Annotated in this window: 16 protein-coding genes and 1 pseudogene; 9 read left to right on the top strand and 8 right to left on the bottom strand. The window is 64.8% G+C overall.

Translation table 11 applies throughout. The annotated features are described in order from the left end of the window. Positions 1-84 precede the first annotated feature (84 nt). Positions 85-735 carry a hypothetical protein gene (locus IVA96_RS32700; RefSeq protein WP_247421695.1) on the top strand — a complete coding sequence of 217 codons (651 nt, stop codon included), beginning with the start codon at positions 85-87 and terminating at the stop codon, positions 733-735. A 211-nt stretch (positions 736-946) separates the two neighbouring features. On the opposite strand, the gene IVA96_RS32695 is transcribed toward IVA96_RS32700, so the two are convergent. The 5 genes from IVA96_RS32695 to IVA96_RS32675 all read right to left on the bottom strand — a co-directional run bounded on the left by IVA96_RS32695 (position 947) and on the right by IVA96_RS32675 (position 3,586). Further along, entirely contained in the window at positions 947-1,432 is a 486-nt protein-coding gene (locus IVA96_RS32695; protein WP_247281750.1) for an ATP F0F1 synthase subunit B, read from the bottom strand. 5 nt (positions 1,433-1,437) lie between these two features. Beyond that, the gene (locus IVA96_RS32690) at positions 1,438-2,001 is read right to left on the bottom strand and encodes a F0F1 ATP synthase subunit B (RefSeq protein WP_247421692.1); all 564 of its coding nucleotides are present in this window, start codon (positions 1,999-2,001) and stop codon (positions 1,438-1,440) included. A gap of 66 nt (positions 2,002-2,067) precedes the next feature. Next, a complete protein-coding gene (locus IVA96_RS32685; protein WP_007599451.1) occupies positions 2,068-2,298 on the bottom strand; it encodes a F0F1 ATP synthase subunit C in 231 nt (76 codons plus the stop codon). 53 nt (positions 2,299-2,351) lie between these two features. After that, positions 2,352-3,101 (bottom strand): F0F1 ATP synthase subunit A, encoded by a 750-nt coding sequence (locus tag IVA96_RS32680; protein WP_247281748.1) that lies wholly within the window; start codon positions 3,099-3,101, stop codon positions 2,352-2,354. Between the two features lie 110 nt (positions 3,102-3,211). Next, positions 3,212-3,586 carry an AtpZ/AtpI family protein gene (locus tag IVA96_RS32675; protein ID WP_247281747.1) on the bottom strand — a complete coding sequence of 125 codons (375 nt, stop codon included), beginning with the start codon at positions 3,584-3,586 and terminating at the stop codon, positions 3,212-3,214. A 75-nt stretch (positions 3,587-3,661) separates the two neighbouring features. Between IVA96_RS32675 and IVA96_RS32670 the strand changes: the two genes are divergently transcribed. The 3 genes from IVA96_RS32670 to IVA96_RS32660 all read left to right on the top strand — a co-directional run bounded on the left by IVA96_RS32670 (position 3,662) and on the right by IVA96_RS32660 (position 5,086). Then, the gene (locus IVA96_RS32670) at positions 3,662-4,048 is read left to right on the top strand and encodes a hypothetical protein (RefSeq protein WP_247421717.1); all 387 of its coding nucleotides are present in this window, start codon (positions 3,662-3,664) and stop codon (positions 4,046-4,048) included. After that, positions 3,945-4,466, top strand: coding sequence for a hypothetical protein (locus IVA96_RS32665; RefSeq protein WP_247281746.1), 522 nt, complete (start codon positions 3,945-3,947; stop codon positions 4,464-4,466). Before IVA96_RS32670 ends, IVA96_RS32665 begins: the two co-directional genes overlap by 104 nt. 146 nt (positions 4,467-4,612) lie before the next feature. Continuing rightward, positions 4,613-5,086 (top strand): secondary thiamine-phosphate synthase enzyme YjbQ, encoded by a 474-nt coding sequence (locus IVA96_RS32660; protein ID WP_247421688.1) that lies wholly within the window; start codon positions 4,613-4,615, stop codon positions 5,084-5,086. A gap of 61 nt (positions 5,087-5,147) precedes the next feature. On the opposite strand, the gene IVA96_RS32655 is transcribed toward IVA96_RS32660, so the two are convergent. After that, a complete protein-coding gene (locus IVA96_RS32655) occupies positions 5,148-6,773 on the bottom strand; it encodes an MFS transporter (protein ID WP_247281744.1) in 1,626 nt (541 codons plus the stop codon). Positions 6,774-7,112: 339 nt separating this feature from the next. Between IVA96_RS32655 and IVA96_RS32650 the strand changes: the two genes are divergently transcribed. Further along, positions 7,113-7,784 (top strand): response regulator transcription factor, encoded by a 672-nt coding sequence (locus IVA96_RS32650; protein WP_247281743.1) that lies wholly within the window; start codon positions 7,113-7,115, stop codon positions 7,782-7,784. A gap of 27 nt (positions 7,785-7,811) precedes the next feature. Here IVA96_RS32650 and IVA96_RS32645 read toward each other — a convergent pair whose 3' ends face one another. Continuing rightward, complete coding sequence (locus tag IVA96_RS32645) at positions 7,812-10,652, bottom strand: winged helix-turn-helix domain-containing protein (RefSeq protein ID WP_247281742.1); 2,841 nt, start codon at positions 10,650-10,652, stop codon at positions 7,812-7,814. A 196-nt stretch (positions 10,653-10,848) separates the two neighbouring features. On the opposite strand from IVA96_RS32645, the gene IVA96_RS32640 reads away from it, so the two are divergent. The 4 genes and pseudogenes from IVA96_RS32640 to IVA96_RS32625 all read left to right on the top strand — a co-directional run bounded on the left by IVA96_RS32640 (position 10,849) and on the right by IVA96_RS32625 (position 13,782). After that, the gene (locus IVA96_RS32640) at positions 10,849-11,268 is read left to right on the top strand and encodes an organic hydroperoxide resistance protein (RefSeq protein ID WP_247421684.1); all 420 of its coding nucleotides are present in this window, start codon (positions 10,849-10,851) and stop codon (positions 11,266-11,268) included. A 34-nt stretch (positions 11,269-11,302) separates the two neighbouring features. Next, a complete protein-coding gene (locus tag IVA96_RS32635) occupies positions 11,303-12,331 on the top strand; it encodes an alpha/beta hydrolase (RefSeq protein ID WP_247421682.1) in 1,029 nt (342 codons plus the stop codon). A 70-nt stretch (positions 12,332-12,401) separates the two neighbouring features. Further along, on the top strand, positions 12,402-12,965 hold the full coding sequence (locus IVA96_RS32630) for a cytochrome P460 family protein (RefSeq protein ID WP_247421679.1): 564 nt from the start codon (positions 12,402-12,404) through the stop codon (positions 12,963-12,965). Next, positions 12,966-13,782, top strand: a pseudogene (locus IVA96_RS32625) (SDR family NAD(P)-dependent oxidoreductase). A 12-nt stretch (positions 13,783-13,794) separates the two neighbouring features. Here the strand turns inward: IVA96_RS32625 and IVA96_RS32620 are convergent. Further along, the gene (locus IVA96_RS32620) at positions 13,795-17,304 is read right to left on the bottom strand and encodes a PAS domain-containing hybrid sensor histidine kinase/response regulator (protein ID WP_247421678.1); all 3,510 of its coding nucleotides are present in this window, start codon (positions 17,302-17,304) and stop codon (positions 13,795-13,797) included. Positions 17,305-17,504: the final 200 nt, after the last annotated feature.

Raw genomic sequence — 17,504 nt, 5'->3', positions numbered from 1 at the left:
TGCCTTGGGTTCGCCGATTTTGGCGATATAACGGCGCGGGCCGGCCAGCGATCGGCGCTGTGCTGTCATGGAGTATGGGTGTTGATGGTGAAGGAGCTTCGGTCGTCGCGAAATGCGTTGCGGCGGAGGACGGTGGCAGCTTTGACGTTGTCGGTTGCGCTCGCGTCTGTCTCGCCGGTGGCGGCCCAGTCCTTGAGCGACCGCTTCAAGAGCCTGTTCGGCGGCAAGTCCGACGAACCGGCCCAGCCCAAGCCGGCGCCCGCGCCCGGCCAGCCGGCCGATGACGACGTTGATTGCCCGCAGGTCACGGTGCGCGCCGGCGCCTCGACTTACGCGGTCGGCGCGGGTGGCAAGCAGGCCGTCGGCAACGACATCCGCTTCCAAGCCACAATCACCAAGATGGCGCGCGAATGCGCCCGGAGCGGCGGTGATATCACCGCGCGGATCGGAATCCAGGGCCGTGTCATCGCCGGTCCCGCCGGCGCGCCTGCGACCGTCGAGGTCCCCTTGCGTGTTGCCGTGGTGCAGGGCGGCGTCGGCGAGAAGGTGATCGCCTCGAAGGCCTACCGGACCACGGTCGCGATGTCGGAGGGCGGCAGCGTGCCGTTCACGTTCGTGGCCGAAGATCTGGCCTATCCGATGCCCTCGGCCGCGGTCGCCGATACCTACATCTTCTATGTCGGCTTCGACCCGCAGGCGCTCGCGCCCGAGCCGAAGGGACGGAAGAAGAAGTAGGGTTCAAGCTCGGCTGTCACTACAATTACGGCTGTCATCACCGCGAAGGCGGGTGATCCAGTATTCCAGAGAGGTGAGTGATCTATCGAGAGGTCGCGGCGTACTGGATGCCCCGACTGCGCGGGGCATGACACTGGACTTGTAGCTATAGATCGGCCAACAAAAAGCCGGCGCTCATCGCGCCGGCTTTTGAGTGGTGAGGGCAGAGTTCTCAGTTCAGCTTCTGCCGGACTTCGTTGATGCCCCTGGCGAGCAGGTCGTCGGCGACCTGGCCCTTGACCGACTGCGACAGGATCGTGGAAGCGGCCTGAACGGCGGCTTCCGCGGCTGCGGCACGGACGTCGGCCAGCGCCTGGGCCTCGGCGAGCGCGATCTTGCTCTCGGCGGTCTTGGTTCTGCGGGCGACGAAGTCTTCCATCTTCGCCTTGGCGTCGGCTGCGATTCGCTCGGCTTCGGCTCTGGCATTGGCGATGATGTCGGCAGCCTCGCGCTCGGCCATGGCACGGCGCGCCTTGTAGTCGGCGAGCACCTTGGCCGCCTCCTGCTTGAGACGCGCCGCGTCATCGAGCTCGGCCTTGATGCGATCGGCGCGATGGTCAAGCGCGGCCATCGCCGTCTTGAAGATCCCGAGATAGCCGAACACGACCATCAGGATCACGAAGGCGACGGCGACCCAAAATTCAGGTTCGAAGAACATCTCAACTAACCCTTCAAGGACGCGTCGACCGCGGCATTGACCGACGCTGCGTCGGGAACGACGCCCGTGAGCTGCTGCACGATCTGGCCTGCCGCATCCGCCGCGATGCCGCGGACGTTGCTCATGGCGGCGGCGCGGGTCGAGGCGATGGTCTTCTCCGCCCCGGCCAGCTTGGCCGCCAATTGCTCTTCCAGCGCCTTGCGCTCGGCGTCCGCCTGCGCATTCGCCTTGTCGCGGGATTCGTTGCCGATCGCCTGCGCCCGCATGCGCGCCGAAGCGAGCTCGCTTTCATAGGCCTTCAGCGCTGCGTCGGACTGGTCCCTCAGCTTCTGCGCTTCGGCGAGGTCGCCCTCGATTTTGTTCTGCCGCGCCTCGATCACACCGCCGATGCGCGGCAGAGCGAGCTTGGACACGATCACGTAAAGCAGGACGAAGAAGATCGCGAGCGACACCAGCTGTGAAGCAAAGCTGCTGCTCTCGAACGGCGGAAAACCGCCACCATGGTGACCACCGTCAGCCTCGGTGTGAGCGCCCGCCGGACCTTTCGCGCCGCCATGACTCTCAGCCATGGAGTTCTCCTGTTGCTGTCACGCGCGCCGTCCCAGAGCCTGGAACGGCGCGAAAAAACGTCGTTCTCAGAGCGGAACGAACAGCAGCAGCAGCGCGATCAGCAGCGAGAAGATGCCGAGCGCTTCGGTCACGGCGAAGCCGAAGATCAGGTTGCCGAACTGGCCCTGAGCGGCCGACGGGTTGCGAACGGCTGCGGCGAGGTAGTTGCCGAAGATCACGCCCACGCCGACGCCCGCACCGCCCATGCCGATGCACGCGATGCCCGCGCCGATAAGTTTTGCTGCTGCCGGATCCATTTTAGTCTCCTTGGAAGAAAGATTGGGTTTTGGGTGGAAATTCCCCGGACAACTCAGTGTCCCGGATGAATGGCGTCGTTGAGGTAGATGCAGGTCAGGATCGCGAACACATAGGCCTGAAGGAATGCGACCAGGATCTCGAGCGAGGTCAGCGCGACCGTGAGCGCCAGCGGCAGCACGCCGCCGACCCAGCCGAGGGCGCCGAGCGAGAAGCCGAGCATGGCGACGAAGCCGGCGAACACCTTCAGCGCGATGTGGCCGGCCAACATGTTGGCGAAGAGACGGACGCTGTGGGAGACCGGCCGCAGGAAGAACGACAGGATCTCGATGAACATGACCAGCGGCAGAATGTAGATGGGGACGCCGTGGGGAACGAAAATCTTGAAGAATTTCAGGCCGTTCTTGTAGAGGCCGTAGATCAGGACGGTGAAGAACACCAAGAGCGCGAGCGCCGCGGTGACGATCAGGTGGCTCGACACCGTGAAGGTATAGGGGATGATGCCCACCAGATTCGAGACGCAGATGAACATGAACAGCGAGAAGATCAGCGGGAAGAACTTCATGCCTTCCGCGCCGGCCGTCGAACGGATGGTCGAGGCGACGAATTCGTAGGAGATTTCAGCGACGGACTGGAGGCGTCCGGGAACCAGCTGCGTGCCGCTGGCGAGCATCAGGATCGAGATGATCGCGACCGCCACCAGCATGTAAAGCGACGAATTGGTGAAGGCGATCGTATGATTGCCGATATGGCCCAGGGTGAAGAGAGGCTCGATGTTGAACTGGTGGATCGGGTCGATTTTCATCAGCGCGGCATCTCTTGGTCTGCCGGCAATGCCGGCGGGTCTCGGTCTGCCGGCCGGGCCGGCCCGTACCGGCAAAGCCGGCACGATCATTCCTCTGCTGGGCGGATCGCTTAAGAACCACCGCGCCTGTTTTGACCCGCGCCCGCCGTTCTCACCACATTCACCACGCCGGCGACGAAGCCCAGCAGCAGGAACACGATAAATCCGAAAGGCGACGTCGACAGCAAGCGGTCGAACCCCCAGCCAATCCCCGCTCCGACAACGACGCCGGCGATCAACTCCGAGGATAACCGGAAACCAAGCGCCATCGCCGAGGCTCTGGCCGCTCCGTCCTCACCGTCACCTGCGGGTTGCTCGGTCTTGCTCCGCCGGTCCCGAAGTTCGGACAAGCGTTGATCAAGATTTCCGAGCCGTTCGGAAAGCGCAGCTTCCTCGGACGATCTATCGCGATCTCCATTCCCGCCGTGCTCCGTGCCCTGTGTCATGCAACGAAGACCCGAATCGCCGCGGCTGAATGGAAATTACGCCCGCCACCCTCAAAAGCCGCGCGGACCATACTGATGGCCTATTATCAAGTCAAGCCAAGTCACGATTGCGTCGCTTTCCGTTATGTATCTGATTTCTTTGCTGATATTGGCGCGCACAGCAGTGCTGCACACAGCGTGACGCCGCACCGCAGCAGCTCTCCGCATGATCAACGAATGCAGCCGCCATTTCGCCGCGCCGCCGGGATCAAAGGGACGGTCGCGGTCGTTGATATCGGTGGTGCGTTTTGGGCGGCGGATTGCCTCGGCGGGGGTAGAATTGCGAAAGTGCCACCTGCACGTCGTGGCGGAGCGCAAGATGAGACCTGTGACGTCATCCACAACATCATGGTTTGCGGTAGCGACGTTCGCCGTGGTGATGGTCGTCAGCGGCGGCTTCGTCGCCGCGCAATCCGCTCCTGACAGCGAAAACGGCCGCTACAGCATGACGCCGATCCCGGAAGGCGTGTTGCGGCTCGACACCCGCACCGGCACCATGTCGACTTGCACCAAGAACGGCGCCGGCTGGGCCTGCTACGCCTTACCCGACGAACGGGCCGCGCTCGATACCGAAATCGGCCGGCTTCAGGCCGAAGTCGAGAAGCTGAAGGGCCAGCTCGCGGCTGGGCCGACGGTATCGGGCAAGATCGACGAGCCGCTGCCGAAATCCGATCCGCTCAAGAAGGCGGAGCCGAAGGCCGCCGAGGGCGAGCGCAAGATCGAGATCCCGCTGCCGAGTGACCAAGACGTCGACCGCGTGATGTCTTTCCTGGAAAGGGCCTGGCGCCGGCTGATCGACATGGCCAACCGCGTGCAGAAGGACGTGTCGGGGAAGATTTGATTCGGCCCCTTCGAGGTCGTCCTCGCGGAAGCCAGGCCCATGTACCGCAGCCTCTCTGTTTTTTCGACACGAGTTGCCACCTTTCGCCATCACGAGCATTCGGGGTAGTGGGTCCTGGCTTTCGCCAGGACGACGAGAGGCTCTTGATGACATCAGGTAAATCCGTAACGCGTTCGGCGCCATCATTCGTGCAAACCACCACGCTCGCATCGTCGCTGCTCACCGTGCAGACGCCCGGCCGCGGCTTCACCGATCTGACCAGCGAGGCAGCCAAGTTCATCGCCGAAGCGCACGCGCGCGAGGGCGCGCTGACATTGTTCATCCGCCACACCTCGGCCTCGCTGACGATTCAGGAGAACGCCGATCCGTCCGTCCTCGTCGATCTCACCACGGCGCTGTCCCGGCTTGCGCCGGAGAATGCCGGATGGACGCATGACACTGAGGGGCCGGACGACATGCCGGCGCACGTCAAGACGATGCTGACGGGGACCTCGCTTCAGGTGCCAATCCTGAAAGGCAAGCTCGCGCTCGGCACCTGGCAGGCGATCTACCTGATCGAACATCGCAGCCGGCCGCATCGGCGCGAGATCGTGCTGCAATTCGTCGGCAGCAATCAGTAGGGACAAAACAAAACCGGCCGCGGAGACCGCGGCCGGTTCGTGTTGTCGACTGTGCTTTCGATCAGGTCGCCTTGATGTCGACGTCCTTGGTCTCGGGCAGGAACAGGAAGCCGATCACCACGGTGATGGATGCGAAGATGACCGGATACCAGAGACCTGCATAGATATCGCCTGTCGAGGCCACGATGGCGAAGGCGGTCGCGGGCAGGAGGCCGCCGAACCAGCCGTTGCCGATGTGGTAGGGCAGCGACATCGAGGTGTAGCGGATGCGGGTCGGGAATAGTTCGACCAGCATGGCCGCGATCGGGCCGTACACCATGGTGACGAACACCACCAGAATGAACAGCAGCCCGACGACTGCCGCAACCTGCGGGCGGAAGATGTCGAACGGGTGCGCCATCTTCACGATACCCGCATCGCCCGCCTTCGGATAACCGGCGGCCTGCACGGCGGCGAGGACGGCCGGGTTGCTGTCCTTGGCGTTCGTGTACGGAACCTCCTTGCCGTTCACCATGACCTTCACGCCGGAGCCGGCCGGGCCTGGTGTGGTCGAGTACTTGACCGACGACTGCGACAGGAAGGCGCGTGCGGTGTCGCAAGGCGCGGTGAAGACGCGGGTGCCGACCGGGTTGAACAGGTCGCCGCAGCCTTTTGGATCTGCCACCACCTCGACCTTGGTCTGCTCGATGGCCTTTTCCAGCGCCGGATTGGCGTTGGTGGTGATCATCTTGAAGATGGGGAAGAAGGTCAGCGCCGCGATCAGGCAGCCACCGAGGATGATCGGCTTGCGGCCGATCTTGTCGGAGAGGATGCCGAACACGATGAAGAAGCCGGTGCCGAGCAGCAGCGACCAGGCGATCAGGAGGTTGGCGGTGTAGCCGTCGACCTTCAGGATCGATTGCAGGAAGAACAGCGCATAGAACTGGCCGGTGTACCAGACCACGCCCTGGCCCATCACGCCGCCGAGCAGGGCGAGCAGCACGAGCTTGCCGTTCTGCCAGTTCCCGAAGGCCTCCGTCAGCGGCGCCTTCGAGCTCTTCCCCTCGTCCTTCATCTTCTGGAAGATCGGCGATTCGTTGAGACGCAGCCGGATCCAGACCGAGATGCCAAGCAGCAGCACCGAGACCAGGAACGGGATGCGCCAGCCCCAGGCCGCGAAATCGGCTTCGCCGGTCGCGGTACGGGTGAACAGGATCACCAGCAGCGACAGGAACAGGCCAAGCGTCGCCGTGGTCTGGATGAAGGAGGTGTAGTAGCCGCGCTTGCCGTTCGGGGCGTGCTCCGCGACATAAGTCGCCGCACCGCCATACTCGCCGCCGAGCGCCAGACCCTGGGCGAGGCGCAGCGCGATCAGGATGATCGGAGCCGCGATGCCGATGGTCGCCGCGTTGGGCAGCAGGCCGACGATGAAGGTCGAAAGACCCATGATCAGGATGGTGACAAGGAAGGTGTATTTGCGGCCGACGATGTCGCCGATGCGGCCGAACACGATCGCGCCGAACGGGCGCACCAGGAAGCCGGCGGCGAAGGCCAGCAGCGCGAAGATGTCGCGGGTTGCGGGCGGATAGGCCGAGAAGAACTGGGCGCCGATGATGCTCGCCAGCGAACCGTAGAGGTAGAAGTCGTACCATTCGAAGACGGTACCGAGCGAGGAGGCGAGAATGACGAACCGTTCGTCCTTCGTCATACCTCCCGCGCCCGTCTGAGACACTGCCATTGTCGACATGTTGAGTCGCTCCCCGAAATGCGTTTCCTCGCGCCCCAGATGCCCGGACGGGCCGGATCAATCCAGGTCTTGCTTGCAAGGTAACATCGGCGTGAAACCCGCCCCAATACGACTTTCGGCTTTGCGCACTGACGCGCGCCTGACGCTCCGGTCTGGGGCGCCGGTGCGCAACCGTAAAGGCTGGGATTAACCCCTTTGCGACAAAGGGATAATGTGCACTTGCATGCCATGGCCGCTCGGGGAAGAATTGACCGCCGCCGCGTTGACACGCCTCCCGGCGCGAACGACAGCAAGAGAACGATGAACGCTCCCTCAACCCATCTCGTCATTGCCGATGATCATCCGCTGTTCCGCGACGCGCTGCGGCAGGCGGTGGCGGGCGTCCTGACCTCGGCCAGGATCGACGAGGCCGGATCGTTCGAGGATCTGACCAAGCTGCTGGAACAGGCCTCCGACGTGGATCTGGTCCTGCTCGACCTCTCGATGCCTGGGATCTCCGGCTTTTCCGGCCTCATCTATCTACGGGCGCAATATCCGGCGATACCGGTCGTGATCGTCTCGGCGTCCGACGACAGCGCCACGATTCGCCGCTCGCTCGATTTTGGCGCCTCCGGCTTCATCCCCAAGCGTTTCGGCGTCGAGACGCTGCGCGACGCCATCCTCAAGGTTATGGAGGGCGACGTCTGGGTTCCCGCGGACACCGATCTGTCGGCCGCCGCCGACCCCGACATGACGCGCCTGCGCGACCGTCTGGTGACGCTGACGCCGCAGCAGGTCCGGGTCCTGATGATGCTATCGGAGGGCCTCCTCAACAAGCAGATCGCCTATGAGCTCGGCGTCTCCGAGGCCACCATCAAGGCGCACGTCTCGGCCATCCTGCAAAAGCTCGGGGTCGAGAGCCGCACTCAAGCCGTCATTGCCGCCGCGAAGATCGCCGGTGGCCAGTGGAAGCAGGGCACGCCGACGGGGTGAAGCGTCCCGGGGTGCGCACAGTCCGACCTAGATCATCGCCAGCAGCCTGTTAGCGGCGGTGATATCCGTCGTCTCGGAGCCCGTGGCGAAGCCATCGAGCGCTGATTGAAGCAGGCGTTTCGCGTGCTCTCGCCGGCCCCGTTCCGCAAGGAGCTCGGCGAGATCGATTGCCGCTCGCAGCTCCCAGGCTTTTGCACCTCTGTGGCGGCTCAAATCCAGCGACTGCATGAAGTGGGCTTCTGCTTGCTCAGCGTTGGGCTCTGGCAGCGACAACAGGATTCTGCCCTTCATGCGCAGCAGCTCGGGCATGTAGAGGTGGTCGCCGCCTTGCTCGACGAGGCGGATCGCCTCGTCGACCAGGCGTGCACTCTGCTCGATCTGTCCGATTGCCAAGAAGCCCTGAACCATCGCGATGTTGAAGGTCGTAGTGAGCAGCTCGTAGCCGGCATCGTGGAGCTCGTGCAGACAAGCCCTGATCGTCTCGAGGCCGTCAGCGGCGTTTCCCCGCCGGATTGCCAGCTCGCCTTTGACGCCGCGGCCGACCGCGAGATACGGGCTCATCGAGCGCGATTCGGCGTGTGCGATGAAGCGGTCGATGTTCGCTTCCGCGTCGTTGAGGTCTCCGTTCCAGAGGTCGATCGAAACCGCCCAGATCAGCGCGATGCAGAGCGTGATCGGATGATCCATCTGCGCGGCTTCGGTGACCGTCTGTCGCGCCAGCTGCTGCGCCTGCGCGGGCCGGCCCTGCAACCAAAGCTCTCGTGCAAGCGAAATGCCGGCCCGGTTGCGATGATCGAAGCCGTAGACCGTGCTGATCCGTTCCGTGCCTGGCCCCAGCCAGGCAGCCTCCAGCATCGTCAGCGCATCGTGATGCTCGCCGGCCAGATGCAGCGAGACGCCCAGGAGCGAATGGGCAAGTGCGGTCGAAGCCGCATCGCCGAGCGCCTCGGCAACGGTGAGGCTCTGCTGGGCGTAACGGAGTGCGGCATCGAACTCTCCCATCCGCTCGTGGAAGATATGCATGCGGCCGAGCAGTTGGAGCTGGTTGATCTCGTCGCAACGGCCCTGGGCGATCGCAAGGCTCCGGCTCAAGGCGGCGCGCGCCGCTTCGCTGCCGCCCCGCGTGAACATCAAGGTGAGGCCGAGGGCAGCCTGGATGTGCATTTCCTCGGCGCTACCGCGCGAGGAAGGATCGATCGCAAGCAGCGCCCGCTCCGACCAGCGCCGGCATTCGATCAAGAGCGACATCGCGAGGAAGATCGGTGCCGCCGCAGCGGCGAGCGCCATGCCGATGCCGACATTGCCGTCCGTGCCGAAGCACCAATCCAGCGCGGCGCGCACGTTGTGAAGTGCGGAGAAGTGGATCGCCCGTTCGTCGGCGCTCGGCACGGTGGCCCAGGTCGAGCCCGCCTGCTCCAGCCATTGCCGGTAGTAGGTGGCGTGGCGTCCGGCGAGCCCCGCGTCGTTCGGCTCGATCTCGAGCAAATAGGCGCGCGTGGTGTCGAGCAGCCGGTAGCGCATCATGGCGCCGATCGGTCGGGGCGCCACCATGGACTTGGCGACGAGGCTGTCGATGGCGTCGAACAGGTGGGAGCGATCGACGCGTTTGTCCGGGACGACCTCGAGCGCGGCGTCGATGGTGAAGTGCCCGGCGAACACCGCAAGCCGGCGCAGCACCAGGCGCTCGGTGTGGGTCAGGAGCCCGTAGCTCCAGTCCAGGGTCGCCTGCAACGTCTTCTGCCGCGGCGGCGCGGTGCGCTGGCCCTGCCAGAGCAGATTGAGGCGTTCGTCGAGCAGCGTGGCCGTCTGCTCCAGGCCATAGGCCTCGACCCGGCCGGCGGCGAGTTCGATCGCCAGGGCCATGCCGTCGAGCTTGCGACAAATCCTTGCGATGATCGCGGCATTGGCATCGTCGAGCGCGATCTGCGCGCCGCTGGCCGTGGCACGTTCGAGGAAGAGTTGAAGTGCAGGATAGGTCCGCGCCGCAGCGACTGTTAGTCTCGAGCGGTCTGGCGGAACAGCGAGTGGCGCCAATCGATAGACTTGCTCGCCCTCGACGCGTAGGGCTTCGCGGCTCGTGGCCATGATATGGACATGCGGTGCGGCGTGGAAGATCTCCGCAGCCAGCGGGGCCACAGCAGCGATGACGTGCTCGCAATTGTCGAGGATCAGCAGCATCCTCTTGTCACGGAGATGCGCGAGCAGCGCGGGCAGAGGATCGTCGGTTTGCGCCGGCAAGCCCAGCATCAGCAGGATCGAGGTGATCACGAGATCGGGATCGCTGAGCGCGGCAAGATCGACGAAGTGTGCGGCATCGGCGAAGGTCTCGAGCAGGTCATGAGCGATTGCGACCGCCACGGCCGTCTTGCCGACGCCGCCGGGACCGGCGATCGTGACGAAGCGCGAGGCGATGAGCTTGTCCGAGACGGCGGCGATCGCATCGTCGCGTCCGACCATCCGTTGCAGCCGGTTCGGCAGCTTCACCGGCGACAGGCCGCCCCGCGGTGCCGCGCACCGCTCTGCCGGGATGGCCGCTCGCGAGATCGGCGCCACGAAGCAATAACCGCGGCCGGAGAGCGTGGTGATGTAGCGTGCGCCGTCGCTGCCGTCGCCGAGCGCCTTGCGAAGGGCTGCGATGTGAAAGCGCAAACTGGCTTCTTCCACAGTCAGGCCGGGCCACACCAGCGCCATCAGATCCCACTTGCTGACGACCTCGTTCGGCCGCGACATCAGCGCGATGAGCAGGTCGAAGGCTTTCGCGCCGAGCGGCAGCGGGATGCCGTCGCGCGTCATCAGCCTTTCATGCGGCGTCACGGTGAATGGCCCGAACGATAGGGTTTTTGCCACAGACCCGGCCGGTTCAGTCATGACGAATCCTGATGCTTTCCAATGGACCCGATAGCAGATGGCTGCGATCCAGCAAGCGCCTGCCTGCATCGGCATCAGACGGTGGATGCAGCCCTTGTGAGACGAGCGAGCTGAGACCTCACAACTTCTCACAACTCCAAACGGGTGTCCTGCGGCAGCCGCTGCTAGTCAGCTGCGCAACGGCAAGGAGACCTTGATGACGCAAGCGGCAAAACTGCTTTACACGGCCAAGACACACACCAGCGGCGGTCGACACGATGGCATGTCGCGCAGTTCCGACGGTCGGCTTGACGTCAAGCTGTCGCCGCCGGGTAGCGCAGGCATCGGCACCAATCCCGAGCAATTGTTCGCGGCCGGCTGGTCGGCCTGTTTCGAAGGCGCGATGGAGATCGCGGCGCGCAAGCGGAAAATCGATCTCCCCAGGAAATGCGCGATCGATGCGGAGATCGACCTCGTGCTCGACGAGGGCGCTTACTCGTTGAGGGCGCGCCTCAATATTCGTCTGCCGGGTCTCGATCGCGAGATCGCACGCGGCATCATCGATGAAGCGCATCAAACCTGCCCCTATTCCAACGCCGTCCGTGGCAACATAGACGTCACGGTCGCGCTGATCTGACGCATCATCACCCACCATCAGCAAGGTAGCCACCATGAAGCAGATCATCGACCAACATCGCCGCCAGTTTCTCGGCGTCGCCGCGGGAACCGTTGCCGCCGGTCTCTGCGTGATCGAACTCGCCCGCGCCGCGACGGAAGCGTCGCGATCCCAAGCATCGAACGCGTCCTTCGGTACGGTCAAGCAGACCGATGCCGGCGTTCTCAATGTCGGCTATGTGGAGGCGGGTCCCTCCAACGGGCCCGTGGCGATCCTGCTGCACGGCTGGCCCTACGACATTCACGCCTTCGTCGATGTCGCGCCGATCCTGGCAAAGGCCGGCTATCGTGTGATCATCCCTTACCTGCGCGGCTATGGCACGACGCATTTCCTCTCCAGCGAGACGCCGCGCAACGGCGAGCCGGCGGCAATGGCTGCCGACATCATTGCGCTGATGAACAAGCTCGATATTAAGACGGCCGTCGTCGCCGGCTTCGACTGGGGCGCGCGCACCGCGGACGTCATCGCCGCGCTGTGGCCGGACCGCTGCCGGGCATTGGTGTCGGTCAGCGGCTATCTGATCTCCAGCCAAGCCGCGGGCAACGCGCCGCTGCCGCCGCAGGCCGAACTGCAATGGTGGTACCAGTTCTATTTCGCGACCGAGCGCGGCCGCGCCGGATACGAGAAGTACACGCATGATTTTGCCAAGCTGATCTGGAAGCTCGCCTCGCCGCAATGGAAGTTCGACGACGCCACCTTCAATCGAAGCGCAGCAGCGCTCGACAACAAGGATCATGTCGCGATCACGATCCACAATTACCGCTGGCGGCTCGGGCTTGCCCAGGGCGAGACGAAATACGAGCATCTCGAAAGGAAGCTCGCGGCAGCTCCCGTCATCGACGTGCCAACGATCACGATGGAAGGCGACGCCAACGGCGCGCCGCATCCCGACCCGAGCGCCTATGCCAAGAAGTTCTCAGGCCAATATGAGTTTCGCCTGATCACCGGCGGCATCGGCCACAATTTGCCGCAGGAAGCACCGCAAGCCTTTGCCAAGGCCGTCATCGACGCCGACCGCGCCTGAACATTGTAAGCACCTCGGTCCAGCCAGGCTGGACCAAGGTTCGCCCCTCATTCCAGCTTGATGAAACGTCATGACAACAACCGAACCTGAAAAGAAGAAGTCTTCCTACCCCACGATGGTCGTTCTGGCGGTGGTCCTCCTCGTCGTGCTCCTGACCTGCGTGCCGTATCTCGTCACGGTCGCCTTCGCGGAAGGTCCGGCGGACCGCAGCGCGGCGGACGCCTCGCCGATCTTCGGGGTCACGGTTCGGCCGGGCTACAAGCAGTGGGAGCTGATCGCGCCGGCCGAAGAGGCGGCGCCGCTCGACGAGCTTCGCGCTGTCGTCGGCAACCAGATCGCGATTGACGCTTACCACACGGGAAAGCTTCCGTTCCCGGACGGCACCGTTCTGGTCAAGCGCGCCTGGAAGCGGAAACAGTCCCCTGAATTTGCGTCCGCGACGATTCCCGGCGCCGCAACTACGGTTCAGGTGATGGTCAAAGACTCCAAGAAATACGCCTCAACCGGCGGCTGGGGTTTTGGTCGCTTCGTCGACGGCAAGGCGGTCGATGAGGCCCAGCACCGCACCTGCTTCTCCTGCCACGAAGCCCGCGCCAAGAGCCGAGACTACGTCTTCACGCGGCTGGCACCCTGAATGTCCAAGATCTGGTTCATCAGCGGCGGCTCGCGCGGGCTCGGCCGCTCCATCGTGGAGGCGACGCTCGCGGCGGGAGATCGCGTCGTCGCTTCGGCCCGGGACCCAAAGCCGCTCGAACCGTTGCTTGAGCGCTTCGGCGAAAGGCTTCGGCTTGCAACCCTCGACGTGACCGCGGCAGCGCAAGCGGCGCTCGGCCTGGCCGTGGAAGCCTTCGGTGGCGTCGATGTTGTCGTGAACAACGCCGGTTACGGCGATCTCGGATCGGTCGAGGACACGAGCCTGGACTCGTTTCGTCAGCAGATCGAGGTCAACCTGATCGGCACCATCATCGTTACCAAGGCGGCGATCCCCGTTCTGCGCCGGCAAGGCCGCGGGCACATCGTGCAAGTCTCATCCGTTGGCGGGCGCATTGGTGCTCCGGCTCGCGCGGCCTATTTGGCCGCGAAATGGGGAATCGAGGGCTTTTCGGAGTCCTTCGCGAGAGATGGCGCTGATCGGTGTGCAGGTGACAATCGTCGAGCCCGGCGGCTTCCGGACCGGCTTTGCCCAGACCGCGCATGCGACCGGCGAGGGGCGAGCGGAGTACGACCTGGTTGTCGGCGCAGCCGTCAGGATGCAGCGCAATTACGATGGCCGCCAGCCCGGTGACCCGGCCAAGGCTGCAGCACTTGTGCTGAAGCTCGTCGACATGAAGCGTCCACCTCTGCGGATCGCCCTCGGAAGCGACGCGGTGAACGCGATCGCGGCGACGGACAGGCTTCGGCTCGAAGAGCTAGAGAAATGGCGCGCGCTCAGTGTGTCGACCGACTACTGACCGGCCCCGCATTCATTCCGCCGCGACCATCTGCTGCGTGCGCCACTGACCGAGCAGGGCGCGCAGCGAGGCCGGCTTGACCGGCTTGTTGAGCACCGCGACCTTTTCATCCCGCGCGGCGACCTGCACGGCGGGGCTGCGGTCGGCGGTGATCAGGATCGCGGGGATGCTGTCGCCGAAGCGGCGGCGGATGTCGCGGATGGCGGCGATGCCGTTACCGCGATCGAGATGATAGTCGACGAGCAGGCCGGTGACGCGCCGCCCGGCGGCTTCGATCGCCGCCATCGCGCCCTCGGGATCGGCGACCGCGATAACCTCGGCATCCCACGCTTTCAGCAGCGTGCGCATGCCGTCGAGGATCGCCGCATCGTTCTCGATGCAGACGATCAGTGCGCCCGAGATCGGCGTGCGTGCCAGCGGCGTCGCGCTGGTCACGGCCGCGGTGTGGGTGATCGCCTTCGCCGTCGGCACCGTCACGGAGAATACCGAGCCGCCGCTTGCATTACCGTCGATGGCGATGCTGTGCTTGAGCACGCGGGCCAGCCGCTCGACGATCGAGAGCCCCAGGCCGAGGCCGCGTGCGATTCGCGCCCCCTGCTCGAGGCGATGGAATTCTTTGAAGATCTCGCCGCGCTTGACCGGCGGGATGCCGACGCCGGTATCGTAGACGCAGATCTTGAGCGAGGCGCCGCGCCGACGACAGCCGACCAGCACGCGGCCTCGGGGGGTGTACTTGATCGCGTTGGAGATCAGATTCTGGAGCAGGCGCCGCAGCAGCAGCCGATCCGACTCGACAGGCAACGAGCAGGGCACGAAGGCAAGCTCCAGGCCCTTGGCGCGCGCGATCGGCGCGAACTCGATCTCCAGCGAGCGCATCAGATCGGCCATCTTGAAGCTCGTGATCGAAGTCGTCATTGCGCCGGCGTCGAGCCTGGAAATGTCGAGCAGCGCGCCGAGGATCTCCTCGATGGCCTGAAGCGACTCGTCGATGTTCTCGACCAGCCGGGTCTCCTCGCCATTGTGCTGGCGCTCGACAAGGCTGGTGACGTAGAGCCGCGCCGCGTTCAACGGCTGGAGAATATCGTGGCTGGCGGCGGCGAGGAAGCGCGTCTTGGAGATGCTGGCGTCCTCCGCCGTGCTCTTGGCCAGCGCCAGCTCCGAGTTCAGCCGCGTCAGCTCCTCGGTGCGGTCGCGGACGCGCTTTTCCAACGTCGCATTGGCGCGCTCCAGCGCTTCCGCCGCCTCGAAGGTGGGCGTGACGTCGGTGAAGGTGATGACGAAGCCGCCGCCCGGCATGCGGTTGGTGAGCACCTCGATCACCATGTGGCGTTCCGGCAGGCGTTCGAGATAGGGCTCGCTGTCGGTGGTGTAGGCGGCCAGCCGCCGCTCCAGCATGGCCTCGCGCTCGACCGGGTCGTCCGGATCGCTGATGCCGATGAACTCCAGGATTTCGCGAAGCGGCGTGCCGAACTGAATGAAATGCGGAGGAACGTTGAGGAGATCGCCGAACTGCCGGTTGGAGCAGATCAGTTGCAAATCGGCGTCGAAGACCGCGATACCCTGGCGTACATGGTTGAGCGCGGTCTGAAGGATCTCGCGGTTGAAGTGCAGCGCCGCATGGGAATCGTCGAGCAGTTTCAGCGCGGCCTTTGCCGAGACCGTCCGCTTGCGCAGCAGCAGCGACATCACGAGCCGCGAGGACGCGGCTCCGATCGACGAGGCGATCAGGTGCTCGGCATGCTGCAACAGCTCGAAATCGGCGGGCGCTCCGGGTTCGAGCCGGACATTGCGCCGCGCCGAGAAAGCCTCAAACGAATGGCGGGCGCGGTCGGGCCCGAGATATTGCGCGACCGTGGTCTGGATGTCCTGCACGGTGACGGTGGTGCGCCAGCGGCGGAAGCTTGGGGAGATCGGCGCGAGCGTGTTGGGGACAAACAGATCGGCCTGCACCAGCTCGATCGAAGATGGCCGGCGCGCCAGCGAGAGCAGCACATAGGTGAGAATATTGAGCGACAGCGACCAGATGACGCCATGCATCAGCGGCGGCAGGTCGGCGCCGAACAGCGCCTGTGGCCGCAGCGCCTCGATTCCGAACGGGCCGTGCTGGAGCAGCAGGATTCCCGTCGTCGAGGAATCCATGAAGCTCGGGACGAACAGCGTGTAGAGCCACACCACGAAGCCGACCAGCATCCCGCCGATCGCACCGCGCGCCGTCGCCCGCCGCCACAGCAGCCCGCCGAAGAAGCTTGGTGCAAGCTGGGCGATGGCGGCAAAGGACAACAGGCCGATCGCTGCGAGCTGGGTGTTGCCGAGCGCGCGATAGTAGAAATAGGCCATCACCATGATGGCGAAGATCGCAAGTCGCCGCGACCGCAGCAGGAAATCGCTGAAATCGGCGCCGCCGGTGCGGCCCTCCGGCCGTCGTTGCAGCACCAAGGGCACCACGAGGTCGTTCGAGACCATGATGGAGAGCGCGACGCATTCGACGATCACCATCGCGGTCGCGGCCGACAGGCCCCCGACGAAGACGACGACGCTGAGCAGATCCGCGCCGCCCTCCATCGGCAGGGCCAGCACGTACATGTCGGGGTCGGCGGTGCCGAACGGGAAGGTCACGAGGCCGGCAATCGCGATCGGGATCACGAACAGATTGATGGCGACGAGATAGAGCGGGAATAGCCAGCGCGCGCGGCCGACTTCGGCGTCGGACGAATTCTCGACGACGCTGACGTGGAACTGGCGCGGCAGCAGCATGATCGCGCACAGCGACAGCAGCGTCATAGTCAGGAAGTTGCCGATCGACGGCGAGTAGTTGATTGCGCGCACCGCCTCCGGCGTCTTCATGGCGCGCTCGATCAGTTCCTGCGGCGAGAACATCCAGAAGGTGACGAAGATGCCGGCGGCGAGGAAGGCGACCAGCTTGATGATGGATTCGGTCGCGACCGCCAGCATCAGGCCGTGCTGATGCTCGGTGGCGTCGGTCTGGCGGGTGCCGAACAGCACGGCGAAGGCCGCCATCGCCAGCGTCACCATCAGCGCCATGTCGCCGAGGATCGGGATGTGGGAGAAGGCCTGGTCCTCGCTCAGGATCGTGCCGAGCGATGAGGCGACCGCCTTGAGCTGCAGCGCGATGTAGGGCACCGAGCCGATGATGGCAATCAGCGCCACGGTGGCTGCCACCGCCTGGCTCTTGCCGTAGCGCGCGCCGATGAAGTCGGCGATCGAGGTGATGTTGTGGGCTTTGGCGAGCTGGATGACGCGCCGGAGCACGCCGGCGCCCAGTCCGATCATCAGGATCGGGCCGACATAGATCGCCAGGAAGTCGGTCGAGGTCCGGGTGGCGAAGCCGACCGAGCCGAAGAAGGTCCAGGAGGTGCAGTAGATCGCCATCGACAGCGGGTAGATCAGCCCGGAGGCGCGGCCGGGCCCGGTCGGCGAGCGACGGTCGCCGTGGCTCGCCACCAGGAACAGAAAGCCGATGTAGCCGAAGGCGGCGGCGATCACGCCCCAGTCGTGCAGCATGGCGAGCGCGCTTCTCCCTGGGCGCTGGCAGCGCCCGATCTCATTTTCTTAACAAATCTAGCGCGTTGCGCGGTCGCAAGCGACAGCGAAATGCCCGGCGGAGCCGGGAACTGGAGTTGTCGTTAAGCTGCTCGCTTGCGGCAGGGCGCCTATCCTCCCCTGGAGGGGGAGGGTCGATCGCGCGCAGCGCGAGCCGAGTG

The organism is Bradyrhizobium sp. 159, from assembly GCF_023073795.1.
Classification (GTDB): domain Bacteria; phylum Pseudomonadota; class Alphaproteobacteria; order Rhizobiales; family Xanthobacteraceae; genus Bradyrhizobium.
This window is presented reverse-complemented; position numbering and strand designations above follow the sequence as displayed.